The sequence below is a fragment of the Polyangiaceae bacterium genome, from assembly GCA_020633235.1.
GTDB lineage: Bacteria > Myxococcota_A > Polyangia > Polyangiales > Polyangiaceae > JACKEA01.
This window is the reverse complement of the sequence record JACKEA010000015.1, coordinates 1-22,090: the sequence shown is the minus strand read 5'-3', so window position 1 is coordinate 22,090 and position 22,090 is coordinate 1. Positions and strand designations below refer to the sequence as shown.

Below are 22,090 nucleotides of genomic sequence, written 5' to 3'. Positions count from 1 at the left end.
GCCGTCGTCCACAACGGGTCCTCCGGGGGACCCTTGTCGTGACCCACCCGGATCTCGTAGCCAAAGAAGGCGAACAGCTCCGGGGAGCTCGCGTCGGTGTTCGGCGGCAACGGCACCAAGAACCGGCGCTCCGAGTCCGCCGCCGGTTCCAGGCGCTGCATGCAGGCGAGCCCCGCCAGGTCCTGCACCTGCCCGGGCGTGATCACCCGTATCAGCTCGGGGTCGATGGGGATCGTCTCCACCACCTCCGGATCCGCCAGCGGTTCCACGTTGGGCAGCAGCATCGGGTCGGGCGTTCGAGTCAGCGCGCGCACGAAGTACGCGTCCCGAGGGTCCGCAAGGGGCTCGGCAAACTCGATCCACAGGCGCTTCGTGCGCGGGGCAGTCTTGTCGTATTCCGCATCTCGACCGTAGGGGCTGAGGGCAACGCCCGCCGCCACCACCTCTGGGACCTGTGTGGGCGGAGTCACCAAGGGCAACACGCTGTCGATCGACTGGCTCGTCGTGCCCCCGCCCTCGAGCGCAACATCCAGGCGATAGGAGACGTTCACTTCATAGGGCAGCCCGTCGGGTCCGAGCAGCGGTGGATGTGCGTCGACGAAGACCAAGCGAGTGTACGTTCGCTCCGCCCCCCGCCGCGCCTGTACGTTGACGGTCGGCATCAGCTCGATGGTGCCGACCTCGACCGTCTCGGGCGCCACGCTGGGGAGCGCCGGAATCGAGAGGGTGCGCACCACGCGCACGCTCGGCGAGCCAGCGCCGCGCCAGGTCCAGTCGCGATCGAGGACGGCCTGCACCACGTGTATCCACTGCTCCGCCAGCTCGCTGGGCTCGGCCATCTCGAGGCTCGTGGAGTCCGGCGCCGCGTGATGCGTGAGGCCCGCACAGCCGAACGCGACACGCTCGCCCGGCTGCCCCACCAGCAAGCTGCCATCGGCGACGAGATCCGTCGCGGTGGCCAGGCGAGCCAGGAGCACTGGCGAAGGATCGTTCTGCGCGACGACGGGCTTCGCTTCGGCCTTGGCGCCCACCGGATCCGGACGCAAGAACACGGAGCGAAGGATGTTCGATGGGGGCATGCCAGCGAGCAGGCTCGCCTCCGCCCCGGCAACGGCGTGAAGCTCGACCGCGTCAACCGGCCCCAGTCGTGCATCTTCGCTGGCGAAGTAGGAGAGGTCGGCGCGCCCCGCAGCGTAGATCTCGATGCGTACGTCGCGCGCCGTAGGCACAGGCAGCGAGCCCGTCACCGTGCCATCCGCTCCCATCTGCGACGACAGATCGAAATCGTCGAGCTGCGCGACGTCCACCCAGCTCAACGTCACCTCCGCGGCATTCTCGAGACCCGGGGGGAATGAGCGGGTGGTTTGGTACCACTCGACGTAGCCGCGATCGTCCGCCGCGGGGTCGAAGGTGGGAGCGCGCACGAGCACCCGCAGCCGAACGTAGGGTGTGTCGGGATCTCTCACGGCGGCTGGGCGGGCGTTCGTCGGATCCGCATCGTTCGCGGCGATCTGGCTCAGTAGCTCCGCCCGCACGGCGGCGCCCGCGGCGAACACGGCTTCTGGATAGCCGATGAACGGACGCCGCATTCTGAGCGAGGCAATCCGACCCGTGGCGTCGGGAGATACGGACTCGACGTCCACGCGACCAGGCTTTCGGTGGCGCTTGAAGTGCAGCGTTCCGATGGGAGCTTCGCCGACACGCTGCGGCGAGGCATCGACGCCCGGGCCACCCCCCGTGGTGTCGGCGATGCGCACGCGGAACTCGTAGCGATTGCCGTAGCGCAGGGGCACGTCGTCGGCGTCCAGCGGAGTTTCCAGCACGGGCCGGCCCGGCGGCACCTCCATCAAACGCTGCTCGTCGTTGGTGTCGATCACCAGCGAGCCTCCGCGCCACTTCAAGAACCACGCGGGCAGCCACAGCTCGCTATCGTGCCCCACGGGAGTGACCTCGGACCACCGCTCTTCCTCCGCGGTGCCCAGATCGACGACGCCCAGATCGAGCGGAGCCTCTACCTTCGACAGCGAGGTCCACTCCGTGTCCCCTTCCGCCCGAACGTCGACTCGATAGCCGAGCACTCCGCGCGGCGCGAGCACGGGGTCTTCTCCATCGGGAGGCGCTCCCAGCGCTCTATTCTGTCCTTCCAAGATGTCTTCGTCGTCCCAGCCGAGCTGCACGCCTTCGTCGCGAGCGATGGGCGCGCCGGCGCCGTCTTCGTCCAACGGGTCGGAAGACAGCGGCTGACGCGCATGCACGATCTTGGAAAAGCCGTCGTCGAAGCGCACCGCCTCCACGAACACCTTGTCGAAGTTGCCGGCCGCCGCCGCCGCGGTCGCGTCCGCGAACACCGGGAACACTACCGGCGTGAACAGAGTCCGGCCGGCGTCGCCTGCGAGGGCCGGAACCCGCGTGGCAAAAGAGCGGGTGAATCCCGACGCAGTGCCGCCGTAGTCGCTGGCAGGCGCCAGATCCACCCAGAGCCAACCGCCCGACTCCAGGCGAGGAGCGGGGTCGACGGCAATGGTGATGGCGTGGATCAATCCCAGCTCCTCCGCGAGACGCGGGCGACGCAGCGCGAAGGCGAGGGCCTCCCCCCACCCGATCACCGGCGGCGGCGCGGGTGGCTTCGGATCCGGCGGGCAGCGCATCAAGCAGTGGTAGCTGTCGTCCACCGTGGCCAAGGAGGTACGCGGCTGCACGAACGGAAACGCACCACGGTAGCTCCGCGGCAGGTACTTGCGGAGCTGCACGCTGGTGTCACGGCCCTGCGGCGCGAAGGTATCACCCGGAGGACCGTCCGGGATGCTCATCGCCGTCTTGATCCCCGCGAAGATGATACGGGCGTTGGGGCTCTGAAGCGTCGGTGAGACGATCGTCTGATCCACGTTGGTGCGTTGAGGCAGCGCCGAGACCGCGTCTGACACGCTGACAGAAAGCGCCAGCGCAGCATCGGCAAAGGCAGGCTGCCCGCTCGCCAGCGGCGAGAGTGGATCGGCCGCGGGCACGACGAGGACGCGCAGGGAAAGGGCGCGTGCCGCGTGATCCCAGCGTTGAAGGTACGGAATGAGAGTCAGCTTGTGGGGAGTAGGCATGGCATTCCTGTCCGATCGCTCAGAGCGTCGTCGTGTCCGAATACTCGTAGCTCACACTGATGGAGATGATGAGGAAGAGGTCCACCTCCAGCTTCACCGAGCCGGAGTAGTCGCACTTCGTGTCGCCTCCGTCTTTGTAGACGAGGCCCTTGAGCTCGGCCCGGATCTTCACCTTGGTGATGGGGAAGTTCTCGATGACCTCCACGCCGGCCTCCAACGCGACCAGCCCTCCGTACTTGGCGAGGTCATTCGTGATGTCGTAGCTCAAGATGAAGCCGACACCGATGTACGCATAGGCCTTGAACGGCCCGATGCGGCCTTCGATGCCGATGCCCGCGAAAGCCTCCAGGCCGAGCTTCTCCGAGGTGACGGTGCCGGTCTTCGAGACGATGGTGAAATCGACCTTTGCCGACACAATCACGAACACGCTCGCGACACCGATCGAGAGCACGGGGATCTTGCCGTCGAGCGCGACGCCGAGCTTGCCCGTCGCGGTCATCTCGCCGGTGTCCTTGTCGAAGCCGGTGCTGCCCGACGAGATCAACTTGAGCTTGAGCTCCGTCCCGGCGATGGGAATGGACAGCGGCGGGATCTCCACCGCTATCTTCGCCTCGACCTTGAACTCGTGCTTCGCGTTGGTGGCGCCCAGATCGATGGGACCCTGAACACCCCGCTGTCCGAACAGCGGGATGTACCGCATGATCTCCTCGACGGAGGGCAGCAGCAGGGTTTCCAGCTCCGCGATTTGCGAGCGCTGCTCCGTCGAGCCGACCACCCGCCAGCGTGCGCCGGTGAGCATCTGCATTCCGGCAATGTCGTGATAAAGGCGGAGGTTTTCGAGCTCTGCCTCCCAGCGGTCGTGCTCGATCCGCGCTCGTAGCGTGGCGGCATCGTAGAGGACCTTGGAACCGTGGCCGTCGGAACCCGAGAGGCGAAGCGGTACCGGATGACCGACGATCGAGATCTGACTGGACAGCGCCAACGTTCCCGACGAGGCGATCTCGAAGTGCGGCGAGCCAGGCACGTCGATCGTGTTGGCCGGTGGCGGGAAAGCGCCCTTCGACGTCGTTCGGGCGAGGACGTCAGCGAAGGCGGGCTGACCACCGGACTCGATCTTCGCTACCCCTGCGGACAAGAACGGCCGAGGAAACAGGAACGCGTGGGTCGGCGTGCTCTGGAGTAGACCGTACTCCGTGACGGGGTTCGACAGCTCGAAGAGATCCTCGGCATCGGCGAAGCGATAGCTTCCGGCCGAGCCGGTAAGCGGCGGCTCCGCGAATCGCGCGTCGCTCCCGGCGGGATAGGCAACGGGATAGCGGCGCACGAGCGGCGCGCCGCGGCCCTCGCCCACGGACACCGCTTCACGCTCGTCCGGCGCCGTCCCGGCCAGCGGACGCTTCACCACCGACCAAGCCCCGGTCTTCGGCAGCCGAGGAACACCCCGAAGCGTGGCGACGAGGGTCGGTCCCGAGCCGTCGTCGGCGAGCCCCACCTCGACGCGCCGGACGCGGAAGGGCAAACCGCTGCCGGCCACGTCGATCCAGCAATCTACCGGGCCACCGATGGCGCCTTGGGATTCGATCAGCTCGCGCAAGGCATCGACGGATGCAGGCTGACCGTTCGGCTGCGTCTGCAGGTATCCGAGCACGCCCACGGCCGGTGTTCGACCGGAAGCGCCATCGAGCGCCATGTCCGCGTCGAAATAGTACGGAATGAACGTGGCACCGTCGGCGGACACTTCCGCTCCGGGGGCGGGCCGTATGGAGCGCACGTTGAACAGCCCGCGGAAGAGGCCTGCGTCGAACTCATACGGCGCCACGACGATGTTGCCGGAGGTGTCCGCGTAGCGGTAGTCGAACATGCCGCTCGAGATCGGCTGCCATCCACTGTCCCTCCGGATGACGCCGCCGCCTGCACGGCGCTCGATGGTGACGGAACGAGTCACTCTAATGCCCCACGGATGGAGCACGCTGTTCACCTTGATGATCTCGAGCGCCGTGCGGCCCACCATCAGCCGGAACTGCACCTTGGCGGCTTCCGCGAACGCTGCGAACGGGTTCTGCCAGGCACTGAAGTTCGAAGCGCCGTATCCCGAGATGTCGAACCGTGTCACGGGAACGCGAGGATTCGCGCCCATGTCGTTGTTGAAGACGGTCTCCACGCTGCCGCCCGGATCGGCGGTGCTGCCGAGCACCGACAGGCCCAGAGGCGCGCCGCTGGCGAGATCCACGCCGTTGATGAGCTGGCGCATCACGCCGCGGAACACGGGGGAGACGCCCCCCGCGGCGTCCCGCCCACCTTCCGCAATGGCAGTGACCTGCCGACCTCCCGTCACGTTCTCGGCGGGAAACTCGGGACGCGTCAACTGCAAGAGATCGGCGGGACGCGACGACGACGGAGTGGGTGAGACGATGGCAACGGTCACCAACCCGAACGGCAGCGTGGTCCGAAGACCCACGGAAGTGCCGTCTCCAAAGGCGTCGTAGTTGCCCTTCAGCGCGCCGTCAGGAAACACCGGGGCGAGACGCTGTGAGCGCACGCCCATCGCCGTGGCGCCGCCGTCCGTCGCCGAAGCCAGCGGCGTCGGGAACCATCCGAGCGTGAGTATGTCCTGGTCGCTGTCCAGCGTGCGCACCGGCTCCCACTGCACCGCCGGCAGTGTGACCAGCAGCATGTTGGCCATGGGCGTGAGCACGTCGAGATCACGAACCAGGAAGCCGCCCACGCTCGCCGCCCAGTGCGTGGTGGCGCCGATGCGCGCACTGCCGCCGATGGCGACACCGAGCTGGTCTTGATTGGTCGAAACGTCGAGGAGAAAGACGCCGGGGCTCCCTCCAACGATCTCCTGCCACATACCTCCGAGCAGACTCAGGCTTTGCTGGTTGGCCTTCTGGGCGGCAGCCACCCGCTTGGGTCGCTTCTCCGCCTCGGTGCTTCGGGCCTTCGCCCACTGTGCTCGAGCCGCTTTGCTCAGGTGCAGAGCGTGTTGAGCCACTTGGGTCAGGCCGATGTTCGCGTCGTCGTCGACGGGGAACTGCGATGGCCCCTCGCCCCCGGGCTTGCGCTGGGTGGCGGAGAGCCCGGTCAGCGCACCAGCGAACGCTACGCTCACATGCTCGGGATCCGTCCAAACCACGTGGGCGAGGAGCAACGATCCAATGGGCGCGCCCTCTCGATGGGGAGGCACGAGAGGCGCGACGTTCGATACGTAGGGGTCAGGGAGGAACGGTGCCCAACCGAATGCTCCCAAGACCAGGAGCGCCGCACCGCTGGCCAACGAGGCCTTACCGTCCCGCCGCCCGTGAATCGCGATGGCGGCAGGGGGAGTGGTCCAGACCAACGCGTTGCGGAGAGCGAGCTGCACCAAGCCGTGCGGATCACTCCTCGGCATGTACAAGACGGCGCCCACTTCACTTTCGTGCCGCTCGAGCAGGATGAATGCGGCGCCATCAGCGGCCGGCACGGGCTTCCCGGTGCTCTGAACCGGTCGATCCACGGCCAGGCGGCCATGACCCCCAACAATGAGCTGCTCGCCGTCGACGACGTCACAGCGATGAACGAGCAGGAACGCTGCCGGATACGACTGCGTCCAGGGCACTCGGCCGCCACCCTCGGACACGGTCCACAGCGCATATTGGTGGGACACCGGAGGATCGAGAGCCTGAACGTGCTCCGCCAAGATCAACGTGCCGCGCAGCGCAATGGAGAGCCACGCGGAGGTGATCTCGTGGGGACGCGGCTCGGGCTCGTACCAACGAGCGGAAAAGCCACGCAAATTGAACCACCAGGCAGCACCCCGAGTCGCTTCGTCCAGAATGGAAGGGTCACTCACCACGACGACGGGGAAGCCGAGACCACCACGCACGACGTTCGCCGTTCCGGAAAACTCGACGAGCTCGTCGGTGACGGGGTCGAGCCTGAGCTCCGCAGGTGAAAACCTGTAGCCGAGGACGAGAGTCCACAACGGTTCGATGAACGTCCAGCTGCCGTCCGGGTCTTGGAGCTCGAAGCTCTGATCCCACGCAGACGCTCGGCCATTGCCACCGCTCACGGTCACGCCGGATCCGGTGAAGGTGAGCGTGATGGCCTCGGGCAGCTCGATGCTCGCGCCCGAGGCCCGGCAGCCACCAGCCGCCGGCGTGACGGCGTCCTCCGCGAGGTCCAAACGCAGGTCCCCAGAGAGCGGTTGGCCAATCTCGACCTCGTCTCCGTGGAGCGTCACCGGCAGATCGATGCGCAGGCTCCCGCCATCGACGCGTATGCCGACGTAGGCGCCCGGCGGAAGTGACGAATTGAGCAGATCCCCGCGGATCCACACCGTTCCGCGACCAATGGACACCGTGGTGGAGCCGCCGGAAGTGTGCGGCCGGCCGCCTTTGCTGAGCACCAATAGGGGCGACGAAGACCCACTCTGCGCGACGGTTCTGGCGTGCCGAACAAAGAACGCGTCGAACCATACGTCCCGGGCGCCCACGCGAAACGGACCCAAGCGTTCACTCGGCACGAGAGCCGCGAGGCGATGGGCCCCGATCACGTCCAACGGCGCCGAAGGATCGACGCGACGCAGCTCGCGAACTTCCGCATCGCCCGCGTCTTCCGCGCTGAGAATTGCCTTGATGCTGTCACTCGCGGAATCGTCGGGCGTGAGATCCAGCTCGCGGACGACGGGGAGCCCCGTGTCCGGTGTCGCTGCCTCCCGCGGCAGCCGCCGCGCGACGGTGGCGGCCATTCTCTGCAGCCGCGCGAGCCTCGTGTCATCTGCTGTCGCCGCAATGTCAGCCGTCAGGCGGTAGACGTCGTCGACGATGGCCGCTTCAGGTCGTTTGCCGGATTGGGTCACGTTTTCGTCCTGTCGTCGGAGCCAGTGGTGATGAGCCGTAGCAACCCTGAGAGGAGTTGCGGCATCCAACCGACGACGCGTCGACCCGACGCTCACCCCCCTCGACGCGATCCCTATCAGTCGTGCTTACCCGTTGCAAGCACGACTCGCATGGGTCGCGTCGACCCCAGCATGCCGCGTCCAATGTTGTCGCGCGTCGTGCGGTGCGCTTCTTGCCCGGCCGCTGGAATCCACGTCGCGGCTGCGCGGAAGTTCCCTTGCGTGTCACCCTACACGAATGCGAGATGCAGGCACGCGACCAAACTCGCGAGTACGCCGCTCGCAAGGAGCAACCGCCGTGCCACGACCTTCGGCGCGAATTTCCACTACACGCCCTTGTACGAGAGCACGGGCCGGAGCCGCGTCTCGATGCGGGTCAGCTCCTTTTGGGCGCGCATCACCGCGGTGATGGGCTTGTACGCCGACGGCGCTTCGTCCAAGAGACGCTTGGCCATGCCTTCATCGAACCACACGCCATCCATCTCGCGTTCGAGCTTCTGCACGGTGATGCGCTGGCGCGCAGCGCCTCGGCTCATGGCGCGGCCCGCCCCGTGAGAGCTCGAGCACAGCGCGCCCGGAAGTCCGCGGCCGCTCACGATGAAGCTCTCTGCGCCCATGGATCCCGGGATGATGCCCGGCTCCCCCTGGCGAGCGGACATGGCGCCCTTGCGGTGGACCCACAGCGCTTCGCCGTCGTGTGTCTCCCGCCGAACGAAGTTGTGGCTGCACGTCACCCGGCTCTCCCAGTCGGCTTCGACCTGAAGCAGCTGACCGAGCGCGTCCACCGCGGCCGTGAGGATCGCCCTGCGACTGAGCTCCGCGAACAGCACCGCCGCATCGTGATCCGAGAGATAGGCACGCCCGGCGTCACTGTCCGCCCGCAGCGCCCGGAGCCCCCCGCCCACGGCCTCCGCCTGCTTCAGGTGATGCTGGCGCACCGCGGGACCGAGCCCGCGGGAGCCGGTGTGCACCGTGAGCCAGAGCGTGCCGCCTTCGTCCGCCTGCAGCTCGAGGAAATGGTTGCCGCTCCCCAGCGTGCCGAGCTGCACGGCGCCGCTCTTGTCCAAGGCCTTCTGGAGCGCGGGCGTGGAGAGCCGCAGGGCGGCGAGCGCCTCCGGCAGCGGGCGCTTCGTGCGGTGGCGATTGGTGGGCACTCCGTCGGCAAACGCCTGCAAGATCCGCCCGGCGGAGTGCCGATTCACGATGCCCGCGTGCGCCCCCAAACGCACGCTGGCCATGCCGCAGCCGATGTCTCCGCCCACGGCGTCTGGGTACAGCCCAGCCCGGGACGCGACCACCGCGCCGACGCACACGTTCTCCGCCAGATGCACGTCCGGCATCAACGCAATGCGCTGCACGTCGTCCACGCGCGCGAGCCGCTCCACGGAGCTTCGCACCTCCGCGGACAGCGGCTCGGGCAGCCACGCTTGGGTCTTTTCCGGCAGTGTGCTCATGGTTCACCGTCCCAGTGCGGGAGCACGCAGAACGCGAGGTCCGGCGTGCGCTTGCGAGAAATCTCGGCGGCCACTTGCCGCCTGAGCCAAGGGCGCGCGCTTTCGAGCGCGCCGTGTGTTTCTTCCAGGGAGCTCATGTCACTTTCGTTCGTCGCCATCACGGTGACGAGCAGTCGCGCGCCATCCGGCGCGGGGGTCACGGAATGCACGACCAGGTCGTGCAGGCGGTCGTCGGAGCTGTCGCCCAGGGCAAAGCTCAGGACCTCTTGAATCTGCGCGCACAGTTGCGCGAGCTTGCGGTCGTTTCTCGATGCGTTTCTGATTCGTGTTCTCACGGTGTTCTCCGTGCCCGGCGTACGGGCACACCTATCCCCTGCGCTGCCGTCGTTGGCAGCGCCCAGAGCCCCAGCCGTGGCTCGAAGTGGCGTCGGCGCGCACCGGCCGCACTGCGCCAAACCCGCGGAAATTCCGCAGGTTTGCGCATTCGTTCGCCGTGGCTCAGAGCACGCCACGCGCGACGTTCGCGGTTCAGAGAAAACGCGCGCTCAACGGATCACAGACTGGAGGCTCGACCGGTGAGCACCGAGGGCAATGGGCTGCATTGTCGTTCCTCCTTTCTGCGCGAAGCGCGAGTCCGTCCGGAGTGTGCGTCAAGCGCCGTTACAAGTCAACTGCGCGCGCGCTTGTCACGAGCTTCCGCGCCGGACCAACATCCTGATCGTATTCCCGTCGGTCCGCCGCGGAAACCGCGCGCCGCACGTGCACCGCACGTGCGCGCACTCCACGCCAACTGCAAATCCCGGGCTTTGGCACGCGTCTCCGCACGGCGCGGCGCTTGCACCTGGCGCTTCGCCGCGCGTCCTGCGGCTGAAGAAGGAGCATCACCGCCATGCGATTCCGACACTGGCATCTATCCACCTTGCTGGCCGTCGCAACCCTGGGAGCCGCAGTACAGGCAGACGCAGCGTGGCTCGACAACCGCTACTACATGGGCAGCGAATGCGTGCCCGTTGGCTACACCAGCCAGGGGAGCAGCATCGTGAGCGCCGGCGGCATCCGCAACGGCGGCACCACCACTCAGGGCTACTACTGCCCGCTGCGGCACTACACCTCCAGCTACTGGACGGACGACATCGCGGTGTACGTCCTGGACCGGCACTACAGCGAAGATGCTTGGTGTCAGGTGCGGGCCGCCAACCCCTACGGCCTCAGCTACAGCTACACGAGCAAGAAATACACTTCGGGCTCCGACACCCTCGCGCAGAAGCTCAGCTTTGGCTACTTCAACTCGGGCAATGCCTGGTGGTACGTCGCGTGCGAGCTTCCCGGTACGTACAGCGGCTCGGCCTCGGCCATCCACGCGTACTACTCGCAGGACATCGACCGAGGCTGAGATGAAAGCGCGTCCCATGGCAGTCGTGCTTGCGATGGGAGCGCTGCCGGCGGCGGCGCTCGGGATCTGGACTACCGCGCGCCGCTCCCAGCCGGCGGCCCCGCCCGCGGACGTTCGTGCGTCCACCGCCTCGAGCTCCGCGGGGCTTCGCGATCTGGACGCCGAGCTGCGCCGCCAGCGGCAGGCGCTCGAAGCGCTCGAACGCCGCGCACGGCGCCTGGAGCAAGGCCCCGGGACGAAGGCGGCACCGCCGCCGCACGACCCGACTCAGCTCGGAGAAGACACGGCGCCGGCGTCGCCGCCGTCGTTCGAAGAAGCGCTCTTTGAAGCGAAGACACGACAAGCTCAGCTGAACGACGCCTTCGGACACGAAGGCACAGACGCGCGTTGGGCCGGCGCCACGGAGACCGCCGCGCGCTCTGCCGCGTCCGAGCTCGGTCTCTCGGTCAGCAGCGTCAAGTGCCGCACCACCTTCTGCCAGCTTCGGTTCCAGAGCGACGACCGCGCGAGCCGACTCGAGCAGCTCTCCGCCAAGCCGCCCTTTTCCTTCGGTGGCTACGCCTACATGGACCCGGAAACGCAAGAGGCCGTGCTCTACTTCGCCCGCGAAGGGCAGCGCTTGCCGGACGACCGCGCAGCGGCGGGCGCACTGTAGCGTTCTCCCCGAAACCGCGAGCGTCACCAGCGACGCCACTCACGCGCCGGTACTGGCCTGCTAACATCGCCATCAGGGTGCGGACCATGAAGTGGACGATGAGATTGCTGTTCGTTTCGAGCCTCGCGCTCGCCGCCTGCGGGTCGACCACGAACGACGACGACGCAGGCGTGGGCAGCGGCGGCACGAGTGGCAGCGGCGGCACGAGTGGCAGCGGTGGTGCCGCCTTGGATGCGGGTTCTGGTGGCGCGGACGCTTCCCCGGACGGCAGCGCGGACGCGCCGACGGACTCGGCGGACGACGTGACGACCGACGCGCCGACCACCGCGAGCTGTGCCGACCTCGACGAGGCAACGTGTACCGGCACCGCGCAGTGTCTGGCGCTCTACGGGCACAATCTCGAGACGAACGTTTCGGGCTACGCCGGTTGCGTCACCAACGAGACCCTCGAGGGTGACGCCCTCGTCGCCAAGTCGTGTCATCCCACCGAATCGTGCGGCATCAATCCTGCAGTTCCGATGGACTGTTGGTACTTCACTTCGTCCGATTGCGTCCCCGACGGATGGATCCCGATCCTCGAGTGCGACGTTCCGGAGTGCGCGGGTGCGAAGGACGCCGGCTGACACGCAGCGGTTCCGCGCCGCACCAACATCCTGATCGTATTCATGTCGGTCCGCCGCGGAAACCGCGCGCCCCGACGGCGCCTGGCCGCCGGCGCGCGGTGGCGGTACGCTCGCGAGCGAGATGCATACGACGACGTGGACGGTGGGCCTTGTGATCGCAGTGAGCGCAGCGCTCGCCGCGTGCGGATCGAGCTCTGACGACGGCGGCCCGAGCACGGGGGGCAGCGGCGGCGCGCCATCCGGCGGTGGTGGAAGCGGCGGCGCGGTCCAGAGCGGCACGCAGATCCAGATCGAGAGCGGCGAGGTGGACGGCGAGAGCGCAGATGGCGTTCGCGCTTTCAGGGGCATTCCGTATGCGGAGCCGCCCGTGGGGCCGCAGCGCTTTCAGGCGCCGGAGAAGATCGAGCCGTGGAGCATGCCGTTCGACGCGACCGGCACTCCGAACACGTGTCCGCAGCTGGCGACGGTAGCAACGCCTTCGAAGGGACGAAGATTGCCTGACGCTCAACGTGTGGGCGCCCGATCCGGCGCCCAGCGCGCCGCTACCCACCATGGTGTGGGATCCACGGCGGTGCGTTCACCGGCGGCTCCGCGGAGGAACCGACCTACGAGGGCGACGAGCTGGTGCGCACCGGCAACGTCGTCGTCGTCAGCATGAATCTACCGCCTGGGGCCCTCGGTTTCTTGGTGCACCCCGCCCTCAGCGGCGAAGCCAAGGGAATTTGGGCCTGCGCGACCAGCGCTTGGCGCTCAGTGGGTGCGGGACAACGTCGCGGCCTTCGGCGGCGATCCGAAGAACGTCACCATCTTCGGCGAGTCCGCCGGGGGCGTGAGCGTGTGCGCGCACCTCACCTCCTCCGGAAGCCAAGGGCTGTTCCAGCGCGCGATCTCCGAGAGCGGACCGTGCAGCGCGCTCCTGCCGACGCTGGCCCAGTCCGAGCAGCAGGGCGCGGATCTGGCGCAAGCCGTCGGCTGCACGGACGAAGCGACCGCGGCGGAGTGCCTGCGCGGCAAGACCGCCGAGGAATTGCTTAGCGCGCTACCGCTCAAGTCGGGCGTGTTCTTCGGCAACAGTGCGAGCTGGGGCCCGCTGAACGACGGCGACGTGCTGTCCGAAAACCCCGAGGACGTGATCCTGAAGCAGGGCGCGAACGTACCGGTCATCTTCGGCTCCAACGCGAACGAAGAGAGATCTCTTCGTGTACCTCGCGGGGCTCGGCACCATCGGTGAGCCCGCGTACAACACCATTGCCGCCACCTTTGCGTCCGGCCTGGGCATCCCGGCGCAGGGATCTGCTCGACCAGTACCCCCACGGCCGCGTACCCCACGCGCAAAGCGGACGCCTTGAGCGACGCCATCGGCGATGCGGGCTTCGTGTGTCCGATGCGGCGCGCGGTGCGCGGCATTACCGCCCATGGCGGCACGGCGTACCTCTATCACTTCACGCGAGCCATCACGCTCTTGGGCATCACCAAGTCCTTCCACGGTGCGGAGCTCCCCTTCGTGTTCGGCAAGCCGCTCTCCACGTTCACGCCGGACAGCCCGGAAGACGCCGCCCTGTCCAAGGCCATGCAAGGCTATTGGACGGCGTTCGCGGCATCCGCAGATCCCGGCGGCACCGTGGCGTGGCCCAAGTACACGGAAACGGCCGACGAGCACCTCACGCTGGACCACGCCATAGCGGTGGGCAGCGCCTTGAAGAAGGACAAGTGCGACTTCTGGGACTCGATCTGACGGGGCGGACTACCGAGCGTTCTTCAGATCCCTCAGCGCTTGCGTTCCGTCGCCACCGTGCTGCAGAGCCACGGCGACCAGCACGACGCACAGTGCGATGACCCAAGGGCCCTTGCCGTCCGGTCCCCTGGCGAGCGTCGTCGCAGCGACAACACAGGCGGCGAACGCCACCGTGTTCCACACGAACCTCAGAATCTGAATCATCCTCGACAGCCTCCCGGGCCGACGCGCCGCGCTCAACCTCCCAAGCATAGCTCCGCAATCCCAGTCAGTCTCCGCGAGACGGCATTTGTCGCGTCCTTCGCAACGCCCGAGGATGAGCGCCCCCCCGGAGAAGTTCGGAACGGTTGGAGCGGCGCCTTGGTACCATGTGGGAGGCGTGTTGAAACTTCATGTCTCACGCGAAACGGTCGAGACCACCTACAAGAGCGGCTCGACCTCCACCAAGGCTGTCGTGGCCCTGTCGACCGACGAGCGCCGGACCGTGGTGATAGCGGTGGGAGAGACGAGTGACGACCTTGACCGCAACATCAACCCCTGAAGGCGCCCGTGCGCCCTACCCTCCTTCACCCGGGAGCTGACCCTGGTGGGATGCGAACTGGCGTTGGCCCCTTCTGCTCCGGTTGGAGGCCCGCCACCAGCCGCGAGCTCGCAGGTCCTGGTCATCTGGCCGCTGCGCAAGGATACGTGGTCCCCGCCGATGGCAGACGCTCTGTTCAGGTACGTCGTTCTCCGTGCGACGGGAAGCGGATGGCGCGCAGCACTATTCCCTCCTCCAATCGAGGTTGCCGTCGACGATGACTTCGACGACACAGAGTACGCAGAACTGGTCGATGTCCTGCGTGGGAACTTTGGTCTGCTGCACGTGCGCCTACCACAAAACAGGAAGGTCTCTCCGCCGGCCAGCCAACGGATGGGGCTGCTCGCCAAGGCGAGCGCCTGGGCTGCTTTTGCTTTTCCTTCTCGTTCTTTGGCGCGTCGACCTTCCGTGGAAACCTGCTTGCGGCGCGCTCGCGTCGGCGGCCGTGGTCTTGCTCACGTTGCTCAGCACGCGACTGCAAGGGAGCACCCTTGAAGGCCGCGAATCGACGGGTTCCGAGTTGACCGCCTCAGCGCATCCCTCCGCCAATCGTGCGATCGGGTTGGCCGACGCCTCGTCGCCGACAGGGGGCGACGTCCCCGCACGTGATAGGCTCCGTCGTGCCGTTGAACACGCTGTTCGAGAAGCTCGAGGGAGCGCACGCTGGGAATTCGTCTCTACGGCATCGCGCCTCCCAAGCTCGCAACGGAGCCGGAGCGGCTACGCGCAATCGCCGCCCAACAGATGGCCCGAGTGCGCGCGCTCGCGCCGGACGGGCTCGTCGTCTACGACATCCAAGACGAACCAGGCCGCACTGGCCAAGCCAGACCTTTCCCGTTCCTGCCCACGGTGGATCCGAGAAGTACGCGCGGGCGACCTTGCCGAGCTGGCGCTTCCGAAGATCGTGTACCGATCCGTGGGCGCACAGCCGCGCGAGGCGTTTTCGAGCTGGCTCCGAGCAGTAGCAACGGCCCCGAACGGCAACTCAGCGTCTTCGTCGGCGCGCCCAGCCGTCGGTCGCGCGGCCAGGGGCTTTCCCTGTTGGAGGCGTACGCGGAAGCGGGCGCTGTCCCCAACTTGCTGTTCGGTGGCATCGCCATCGCGGGCCGCCACGCCGAGAAGGAAGACGAGCACGCCCGAATGCTCACGAAGCAGAGCCGCGGTTGCCGCTTCTTCATCACGCAATCGGTGTACGACGCCGCGTCGACGAAGTCGCTTCTGTCCGACTACGCTCTATCACTGCAGGCACACGGCCGCTCGCCCGCTCCAGTGGTGCTCACGTTCTCGCCGTGCGGCTCGGTCCGCACCCTGGAGTTCATGAAGTGGCTCGGGATCTCGTTTCCTCGTTGGCTCGAGAACGAGCTCCGCAACTCGCCCGACACGCTGGAGCGATCGATCGACCTGTGCGACAGCGTGTTCGCGGACGTGCACCAGTACGCGCGTGAGAAACAGCTGCCCATCGGCATCAATGTGGAGAGCGTCTCGATCCGAAAGGCGGAGATCGATGCGTCGGTCGAACTCTACACACGGCTGAGCGCCCGTCTCGACGCATAGGGCGCCGCGCTACGCATTTGTTGGCCGCTCCCGTCTCGGCGAGTTGCACTCCTAAACCTATTGGTTTATGAAACCATATGGTTTTGGATACGTCCCCGCAGCTGGACCGGGTTTTCCATGCGCTGGCGCACCCAGCGCGGCGCGCGCGATGATTCGCCAGCTCTCGGATGGGGAGCGGAACCTCAGTGAGCTCGCGGCTCCGTTGAAGATGACGTTTCCCGCAGCCACCAAGCACGTGCGCGTGCTGGAGGGGGCCAAGCTCGTCCGTCGCCGCGTCGTCGGCCGCGAGCATCTTTGCCGCCTGAATGCCGGGCCGCTGAAGGAAGCGATGCTCTGGACGGAGTCGTTCCGTCAGAGCTGGGAAGCGCGGTTCGGAGCGCTGGACTCACTTCTCGACGAAATGAAGGCCGAGGACCCATCGCGGGGTCGTCGCCGTTGAACACCGAGGACCACATGAACAAGCAGCTGCAGATCTCCACTCCCTCCGACGACCATCGTCCTGGCCCGCGCGTTCAACGCCCCACGTCACCTCGTGTGGGAGGCAATGTTCACGCCGGACCGGATGCGTCGTTGGATGCTTCCCCCTCCCGGTTGGACCATGACCACTTGTAGCTGCGTCATGCGTGTGGGAGGCGCCCTCGAGGTGGCCTGGAAGAGCGACGAGGCGGATCCGGCCATGACGCTGCGAGGCGTGTTCACCGAGGTGAGCCCGCACGAGCAGGGCCGTTCACACCGAGATCATGGCGCTCGGATCGGGCCAGCTGATCGGCTCGCTCGTGGAGAAGCACGAGTTCTTCGACGAAGGCGCTTTCACCACCATGCGCATCACGCAAACCTACGACTCCAAGGAAGCCCGCGACGGCGCCCTCGCGTCCGGCATGGATGAGGGCATGGAGGCCTGCTACCAGCAGCTCGATACCGAGCTCGCATGAACGACCGACTTCGAGGATGCGTCAGCTGGCGAACGCCAAATGGCGCATCCCCCAAGTGTTGTGGCTGATGTTGTTGGTCCGCCGCGGAACCACGCGCCCGCAACGTCAGCGTGGGTTGCAGGGAGATCTCGGCGAAACTGTCGTTCAGTCCTGGGTTCGGGCACCGAATCCGTGGGCAGTTGCTGACCGAGCGGCACCGCAGCGCGCACCTCCCGCACGCACCAGCAGACCTTGCTTGACGCAGTAGTCCCCAAGCGAGCGGGCGATCGGCACCATAGATACCGCCTCCGCGCCGCGAGCGAGGACGAGCAACTGGTAGCCCTCCGTCATGCCAACGATGTCGCCTGGTGACGCGGCCAACGGATTGCCAACTCGGCTTCCATCGTAAGTGCTCTTGGCGCCCCATCTTGACCTGAGCGCTGGCTTCAGCGGGGCATCTGCCAGGGCAGGAGCACTTCGCCGCGGTCGGCGGCTCTGACCGCCTCGAGCAGATACTCAGCCGGGTTGACCCCGTGGAGCTTGGCGGTCTCGAGCAACGAGTAGAAGGTCGCCGCTACCTGCGTGCCGCGCTCGGACTTCGAGCCGAAGTGGTTCCGGCGCCCGACAACCGGCCCGCGAATGCCCCGCTCGGTTGCGTTGTTGTCGAGCGGGATGCGCGCGTCGTCCACGAAGCGCGTCAGGCGCTCCAGTTGGCGATCCCGTACGCGGCGGCCTTTCCGATGCTCAGGGTCTTGAGCAGGGCCTGGCTCCAGAGCCACGTCTTTAGCTGGTCGAGCACCGCACGAGACTCCGTGCGACGCAGCTCGGTTTTCGCTGCCAGGTCATCGCCGGCGCGCTCGTCGATCTCGTAGAGCTGGCCGATCCACTTCATCGCCAGTTGCGCCTCGGGATGATCGGGTGCCGCCTCCTCGAATTTTCGGTAGGCGTGCGCCCAGCATCCGGCGAGATGGATGTGCTCGCTCTCTCTCGCGCCAGCTTCGTGTGTCTGTGCGGCGTCGCACACGATCACGCCGCGGTACGCACCGACGAGCTCGGTGAAGGTCTCCTTGCCTTTGTCCTTTCGAATCCGGTGCACGACGGCCTTGGGTGTCGTCAGGCACCAAATCTGCCAGGGCTTCTTGTGCTTGTCGTCGAGTCGCTTCCAGCTCGTCTGGTCGAGTCCGATCACGGGCTCCAAGAGCGCGTCTTGGAACAGCGCGCCGTCCGCTGCCCGGAGCCGCCGCTCGACCACTTCGAGCAAGCCCCACAGCGTCTGCGTCGTCACGTCGACACCATGGCGACGTAGGATTCGCGACTGCCGCGCCAACGGGATGTGGTCGAGGTACTTGTCGATCGCGACCTTGATCGCGAATGCGAGCGAGTAGCGACTACCCGGAGTCGCGCGCTCCGGTCCCGGCGCGGTTTCGACGCAGCTTCCGCATCGACACACGTACTTCTGCTGCTGGACCTGGACGAGCCGGTAGCTCACCTCGATCACGTCGATCATCTCCGACGCCTCGAACTGAGCGGCCATCGCGCGCAGCTCGCCACCGCAGCTCGGGCACATGCGATCGGCGTCGTCGAGCTCGAACAGCATCGGCTCGAACGGCAGAGCGGGCTGCGGTTTCGGCCCGAACTTACTGCGTGGCTTGTCCTTCGAGCGATCGCGACCGGGCTGGGCGTTGGGCGGAGGCGCAGCCTCCTGCGCTTTCTTCGTCAGCGTCTCGAGTAGCTCGAGTGTTCGCTGCAGCTCTTTCGGGTCGCCCTTGAGCGTTTCGAGCTCCTTGCACTTCGCGTTGAGCACGCGGAGAAGTTGCTCGATTTGCACTTGCTGCGCGAGCGCGATTCGTCGCAGTTGCTCGACATCGCTCTCGCGCCGCAGGTCCACATCAACGGTAGATCACGCCGTGCGATCGAGCGCAAGAACTTTCGGCTTCACGATCCCGGGCGACAGCACGCGACGACCGACGAGATCGCAGCCCTCGATGAAGAGCGCCAGCTCGGTCGACGTGAGCTCCACCGTGCGCCCGTCGTCGCTCCACAGCTTCGCGAAGCGACCGCGCTCAGTCGCTTCTGGAAGATGCACAGCCCGGTGCCGTCCCACACGAGCACCTTGCAAGCGTGTCGCCGCTTGTTGGCGAACAAGAACAGGTCACCACTCAGCGGGTCGCGCCCGAGCCCGGTCTTCACGAGGCCGTACAGCCCGTCGTACCCCTTGCGGAGATCCACCGGCTCCGGGTACGCAAACACGCGCACAGCTCGGCTCGTGCCCAAGATCATCGGAGCGACCGCAACATCTCCGCGGCCTCCGCCACGGTCAGCCCGTCGATACGCCAGCCCGACAGTGACACCAAGGTCGCCGGCTGCGCGGCAGCCGGCTCAGCCACCACGCGAACCGGAACCATCGCCCGGGACGGACTGGCGCTCTTCGCCGCTGCGAGGCACCAGCGGCGGACCGTGTCGAGCCCGAGCCCGAGCTCGTCAGCAATTGCTGCCCACGACGCGCCCTGCGCTCGCCACCGCTGCGCCCAGGCCACCACCTGTTGCTTCATTTCCGGCGAATATCGCTTGCCGCGGCCGCGTTCATGCCGCGAAAGCTCCTTCTTCAGACCCCGTGAATCTCCTGCCATCTGGCACCGTCCTTTCGTGGACGACGCGAGCACGACCAACCCCGCCTGTCACGACGGGGTCCGGAGAGCACTTACCTTCCATCTGTTTCTCGGACGTATACGGGCCGAAGATGGCAGCGCGGTCGAACTCGGTTCCGAGCACCTGAGCGAGCGGGATCCCTGGATGCGTTTCATCGACGGGAAGCCGGCTCAAGAGTGCCCGCTCCGGGCTGCGCATCCACACGCTGACGGCGATGGCAAACGCAGCGCCGAACGCGCTCGCGGTGACGGCCAGGCTCCGCAAGCGCCAGCGGGTCGCCTTTTCGCGCTGTGCGACTGTCGCATTGGCACCAAACGCAGCGGCGATTGCGGCTAGCAGTGTCCAGTCCACCCAGAGGGCTGGTGAGACGCCCTGAGACAGAGTCCAAGTCACGATGATCGTCGTGAGCGCGGACAACATGCCAAACACGTTGGCGTGGACGGCCAACGTGCGGCCCTTCGAAGGTACGGAACGCCACACGAGAAGGACCAGACTGCCAGCCACTCCCAACAAGGTGCCGGCGGATGCGAGGGCGGCGAAGCTTCTGAGCAATCCCGGACCGGACTCGCTGTCACGTAGCAGCCCACCGAAGTCCGTCAGTACCCAGGCCGCGGGAGCAACGATGGACAGACAGATCCGCAGCAACAGACCCGGCGAGTGGCGCACACTCAAGGATTCGATCCCACGAACGCGCAGCTCGGCTCGTCCAGTCGCTCATGCGTCCCGTTGTTAAGGGCGCCCAGGCAGGCAAGCGTGCAGTCCGATTCGCCGTCGGAATACGAGCGACCACAGGCGCTGTCGAAGTTGTCCATCTACCGCTTCGTCAAGAGTATCCTCGTTTCCGAGAGCCCGGCAGCTGCCGTTGGCGGCGGCCCCGGAGGGGCTTTGCAAAGTGGAGGCGCCGGGAATCGAGCCGGCGATGAAAGAGGGTCGAGCCAGCGCAGCACGAGCCCCGCGCTCTGGGGAGGTGCCGGGAATCTTCAGGGCACCATAGTCTGGCACCTTTCGCCGGTTTGCGCCTTGACGCGAGTCGACAAGCACGATGTCAATCGACCGGTGTTTTCGAGACGGCTTGGAGACGTGCCGCATCTCATTCAAACATTTCACCCCACCGCAGAACTCATGGCGCCGAATGGGAGCTACTCCCAGCGTCCTTGCCTTCTCTGCGCCTTGAGTTCGAGCCTCCGTCGCAAGCTGGGTACCGTGATTTTGCAGTCTACCAAGTCCTCCTCAACTTGCTCGTCGAGCTCCGCGGTCTCGGTGTAGACGATCGTAGCCTTGTCCCCGCTTGTCGTCGTCCGAATCACTGTGTTCGAAACATCCCCGCACCGCACCTCCAAGCTTCCATCCACTATCCGAGCGACTTCGGACGATTTCGGTGTGATCTCGATTTCGCTGCAGAGACCAGCGGGGTCCGCACATCGATATTTCACGAATGGTCTCAGCGCCGCGACACACTTCGCCAGCGCCCCCGTCCCCCTGACACCCTTCAACACGTTGCCCTGTAGCGGCAGCCAAGTACGGCAATACAGAGCGCGTGGTTTCACGCGTTGGGCCACTACTTGATCAGCTTCTGGCAGCTGAATGTCCTTTGAACATCCCGCTGCACCGCCAGCGCAACAAGAAATCACCGCCGCAAATCTAGTCAACGCGGCGAGCCTACTTCTCAGTGCTCTGGTTAATCTTTTGGTCCACATCGTCGTCATACTTCACTTGGCCGGCAGCTCTGTTCGCGGGATTCACATACGCGGCCCGAAGTGGAACTTGCTGCTCCCGTCGAATCGCGTTCTCGGAGATTCCAGTCGTATCTGTGCCGTAGCCTTCCTTCAACCCTGTTACTCGGACTTCCTCCAAGGAAATAGTCTCGGTAGCAAGCCGGCCGTGCTCGTCGATGAACTTCCTCGTTGTGTCACCCTGTGCCGGCGGACTGCCAGTTATGTAGAACGCGTGGACAAGCTCATGGGCTACCCCAATATGCTCCTTCACATCGGCTACCCGCCCGCGTGAATTTGGGAAAGCAGGATCCTGCTCAAACAATGGCACGGCGGCTTTGAAGTTCAACTTGATGTGCGCGTCTCTGGTGCGGGCTCTGTCTTCGGGCCCTTCAGGATCCGTGTTGTTTGATTGTGACAGGTCGTACACGTCAAGCCGAGTCGTGTGTGTGCGGTCTACCAACGCACGAATCACGGTCGTGCCGGCATTGCGATGCTCGGACGGCTTGTCACCCACAGCCTTTCTCGCTGTTCTAGCGGCGATGCGCACTTCGAAAGCACCTGAGTCCCGTTTGTGCAGCTCGAGTTTGTCGCGAGTTAGCTTTTGCATGTCAGCTAGAATCGTGCTGCGCTCCTTGGCCGTGACAGTCTCTGCAAAGACAACGTCCAGTCCTATGGGATCGACCACCTTCAACGCCTGACCTTGGGCGTAGCCGTACAGATTTAGGTCGGCCCGCGCGGATTCATGCACCGCCAGCGGATCCGCTGACGTCCACCGGTTCAAGTTGGTCGACAAGTACCGCTTCCCGAAGTACGTCAATCCGACCTCGACGTCGGCCTCCTTCCCGGTGAA

Annotated in this window: 20 protein-coding genes and 2 pseudogenes; 10 read left to right on the top strand and 12 right to left on the bottom strand. The window is 66.2% G+C overall.

Going from position 1 to position 22,090, the window contains the following annotated elements:
- From H6717_42215 to H6717_42200, 4 genes are all read right to left on the bottom strand, one after another.
- Nucleotides 1-3,092, bottom strand: a 3,092-nt coding sequence (locus H6717_42215) for a hypothetical protein (GenBank protein MCB9583723.1), incomplete at its 3' end; no start/stop codon positions are given.
- 19 nt (nt 3,093-3,111) lie between these two features.
- Nucleotides 3,112-7,821, bottom strand: a complete 4,710-nt coding sequence (locus H6717_42210) for a hypothetical protein (GenBank protein ID MCB9583722.1) — start codon at nt 7,819-7,821, stop codon at nt 3,112-3,114.
- Nucleotides 7,822-8,297: 476 nt separating this feature from the next.
- Nucleotides 8,298-9,425 (bottom strand): RtcB family protein, encoded by a 1,128-nt coding sequence (locus tag H6717_42205; protein ID MCB9583721.1) that lies wholly within the window; start codon nt 9,423-9,425, stop codon nt 8,298-8,300.
- Entirely contained in the window at nt 9,422-9,760 is a 339-nt protein-coding gene (locus tag H6717_42200) for a ribosome-binding factor A (protein ID MCB9583720.1), read from the bottom strand. The genes H6717_42205 and H6717_42200 overlap by 4 nt, the downstream gene beginning before the upstream one ends.
- A 554-nt stretch (nt 9,761-10,314) precedes the next feature.
- Between H6717_42200 and H6717_42195 the strand changes: the two genes are divergently transcribed.
- The 6 genes from H6717_42195 to H6717_42170 all read left to right on the top strand — a co-directional run bounded on the left by H6717_42195 (nt 10,315) and on the right by H6717_42170 (nt 13,831).
- A complete protein-coding gene (locus H6717_42195; GenBank protein MCB9583719.1) occupies nt 10,315-10,818 on the top strand; it encodes a hypothetical protein in 504 nt (167 codons plus the stop codon).
- Nucleotides 10,819-10,834: 16 nt separating this feature from the next.
- Complete coding sequence (locus H6717_42190) at nt 10,835-11,473, top strand: hypothetical protein (GenBank protein MCB9583718.1); 639 nt, start codon at nt 10,835-10,837, stop codon at nt 11,471-11,473.
- Nucleotides 11,474-11,559: 86 nt separating this feature from the next.
- Nucleotides 11,560-12,096 (top strand): hypothetical protein, encoded by a 537-nt coding sequence (locus H6717_42185; protein ID MCB9583717.1) that lies wholly within the window; start codon nt 11,560-11,562, stop codon nt 12,094-12,096.
- 121 nt (nt 12,097-12,217) lie between these two features.
- Complete coding sequence (locus H6717_42180; GenBank protein MCB9583716.1) at nt 12,218-12,754, top strand: carboxylesterase family protein; 537 nt, start codon at nt 12,218-12,220, stop codon at nt 12,752-12,754.
- Nucleotides 12,755-12,853: 99 nt separating this feature from the next.
- Nucleotides 12,854-13,327: a carboxylesterase family protein gene (locus tag H6717_42175; protein ID MCB9583715.1), complete on the top strand. Its 474-nt coding sequence runs from the start codon at nt 12,854-12,856 to the stop codon at nt 13,325-13,327.
- Between the two features lie 114 nt (nt 13,328-13,441).
- A complete protein-coding gene (locus H6717_42170) occupies nt 13,442-13,831 on the top strand; it encodes a carboxylesterase family protein (protein ID MCB9583714.1) in 390 nt (129 codons plus the stop codon).
- A 9-nt stretch (nt 13,832-13,840) separates the two neighbouring features.
- Here H6717_42170 and H6717_42165 read toward each other — a convergent pair whose 3' ends face one another.
- On the bottom strand, nt 13,841-14,035 hold the full coding sequence (locus H6717_42165) for a hypothetical protein (GenBank protein ID MCB9583713.1): 195 nt from the start codon (nt 14,033-14,035) through the stop codon (nt 13,841-13,843).
- A gap of 175 nt (nt 14,036-14,210) precedes the next feature.
- Here H6717_42165 and H6717_42160 point away from each other — a divergent pair, with 175 nt between their 5' ends.
- The 4 genes and pseudogenes from H6717_42160 to H6717_42145 all read left to right on the top strand — a co-directional run bounded on the left by H6717_42160 (nt 14,211) and on the right by H6717_42145 (nt 16,851).
- The gene (locus H6717_42160; GenBank protein MCB9583712.1) at nt 14,211-14,372 is read left to right on the top strand and encodes a hypothetical protein; all 162 of its coding nucleotides are present in this window, start codon (nt 14,211-14,213) and stop codon (nt 14,370-14,372) included.
- A 1,080-nt stretch (nt 14,373-15,452) separates the two neighbouring features.
- Nucleotides 15,453-15,965: a hypothetical protein gene (locus H6717_42155; GenBank protein MCB9583711.1), complete on the top strand. Its 513-nt coding sequence runs from the start codon at nt 15,453-15,455 to the stop codon at nt 15,963-15,965.
- 77 nt (nt 15,966-16,042) lie between these two features.
- Nucleotides 16,043-16,404: pseudogene (locus H6717_42150) on the top strand (winged helix-turn-helix transcriptional regulator).
- A gap of 93 nt (nt 16,405-16,497) precedes the next feature.
- Nucleotides 16,498-16,851: an SRPBCC domain-containing protein gene (locus tag H6717_42145; GenBank protein MCB9583710.1), complete on the top strand. Its 354-nt coding sequence runs from the start codon at nt 16,498-16,500 to the stop codon at nt 16,849-16,851.
- A 471-nt stretch (nt 16,852-17,322) separates the two neighbouring features.
- Here the strand turns inward: H6717_42145 and H6717_42140 are convergent, their stop codons facing one another.
- The 7 genes and pseudogenes from H6717_42140 to H6717_42110 all read right to left on the bottom strand — a co-directional run.
- Complete coding sequence (locus tag H6717_42140; GenBank protein ID MCB9583709.1) at nt 17,323-17,565, bottom strand: transposase; 243 nt, start codon at nt 17,563-17,565, stop codon at nt 17,323-17,325.
- 8 nt (nt 17,566-17,573) lie between these two features.
- Nucleotides 17,574-18,680, bottom strand: coding sequence for an IS66 family transposase (locus H6717_42135; GenBank protein ID MCB9583708.1), 1,107 nt, complete (start codon nt 18,678-18,680; stop codon nt 17,574-17,576).
- A 96-nt stretch (nt 18,681-18,776) separates the two neighbouring features.
- A pseudogene (tnpB, locus tag H6717_42130) lies at nt 18,777-19,156 on the bottom strand (IS66 family insertion sequence element accessory protein TnpB).
- The gene (locus tag H6717_42125; protein MCB9583707.1) at nt 19,153-19,428 is read right to left on the bottom strand and encodes a hypothetical protein; all 276 of its coding nucleotides are present in this window, start codon (nt 19,426-19,428) and stop codon (nt 19,153-19,155) included. The pseudogene tnpB and the gene H6717_42125 overlap by 4 nt, the downstream one beginning before the upstream one ends.
- 31 nt (nt 19,429-19,459) lie before the next feature.
- Nucleotides 19,460-19,972 carry a hypothetical protein gene (locus tag H6717_42120; GenBank protein MCB9583706.1) on the bottom strand — a complete coding sequence of 171 codons (513 nt, stop codon included), beginning with the start codon at nt 19,970-19,972 and terminating at the stop codon, nt 19,460-19,462.
- Nucleotides 19,973-20,664: 692 nt separating this feature from the next.
- Nucleotides 20,665-21,021 carry a hypothetical protein gene (locus tag H6717_42115; GenBank protein ID MCB9583705.1) on the bottom strand — a complete coding sequence of 119 codons (357 nt, stop codon included), beginning with the start codon at nt 21,019-21,021 and terminating at the stop codon, nt 20,665-20,667.
- 163 nt (nt 21,022-21,184) lie between these two features.
- Nucleotides 21,185-22,090: RHS repeat-associated core domain-containing protein (locus tag H6717_42110; protein ID MCB9583704.1), on the bottom strand; the 906-nt coding region annotated here is incomplete at its 5' end.

What these genes read in the sequence shown, in the direction of transcription:
- H6717_42210 (MCB9583722.1), bottom strand. Translation starts at nt 7,821, where the DNA reads ATGGCCGCCACCGTCGCGCGGCGGCTGCCGCGGGAGGCAGCGACACCG.
- H6717_42205 (MCB9583721.1), bottom strand. Translation starts at nt 9,425, where the DNA reads ATGAGCACACTGCCGGAAAAGACCCAAGCGTGGCTGCCCGAGCCGCTG.
- H6717_42195 (MCB9583719.1), top strand. Translation starts at nt 10,315, where the DNA reads ATGCGATTCCGACACTGGCATCTATCCACCTTGCTGGCCGTCGCAACC.
- H6717_42190 (MCB9583718.1), top strand. Translation starts at nt 10,835, where the DNA reads ATGGCAGTCGTGCTTGCGATGGGAGCGCTGCCGGCGGCGGCGCTCGGG.
- H6717_42185 (MCB9583717.1), top strand. Translation starts at nt 11,560, where the DNA reads ATGAAGTGGACGATGAGATTGCTGTTCGTTTCGAGCCTCGCGCTCGCC.
- H6717_42180 (MCB9583716.1), top strand. Translation starts at nt 12,218, where the DNA reads ATGCATACGACGACGTGGACGGTGGGCCTTGTGATCGCAGTGAGCGCA.
- H6717_42165 (MCB9583713.1), bottom strand. Translation starts at nt 14,035, where the DNA reads ATGATTCAGATTCTGAGGTTCGTGTGGAACACGGTGGCGTTCGCCGCC.
- H6717_42125 (MCB9583707.1), bottom strand. Translation starts at nt 19,428, where the DNA reads ATGAAGCAACAGGTGGTGGCCTGGGCGCAGCGGTGGCGAGCGCAGGGC.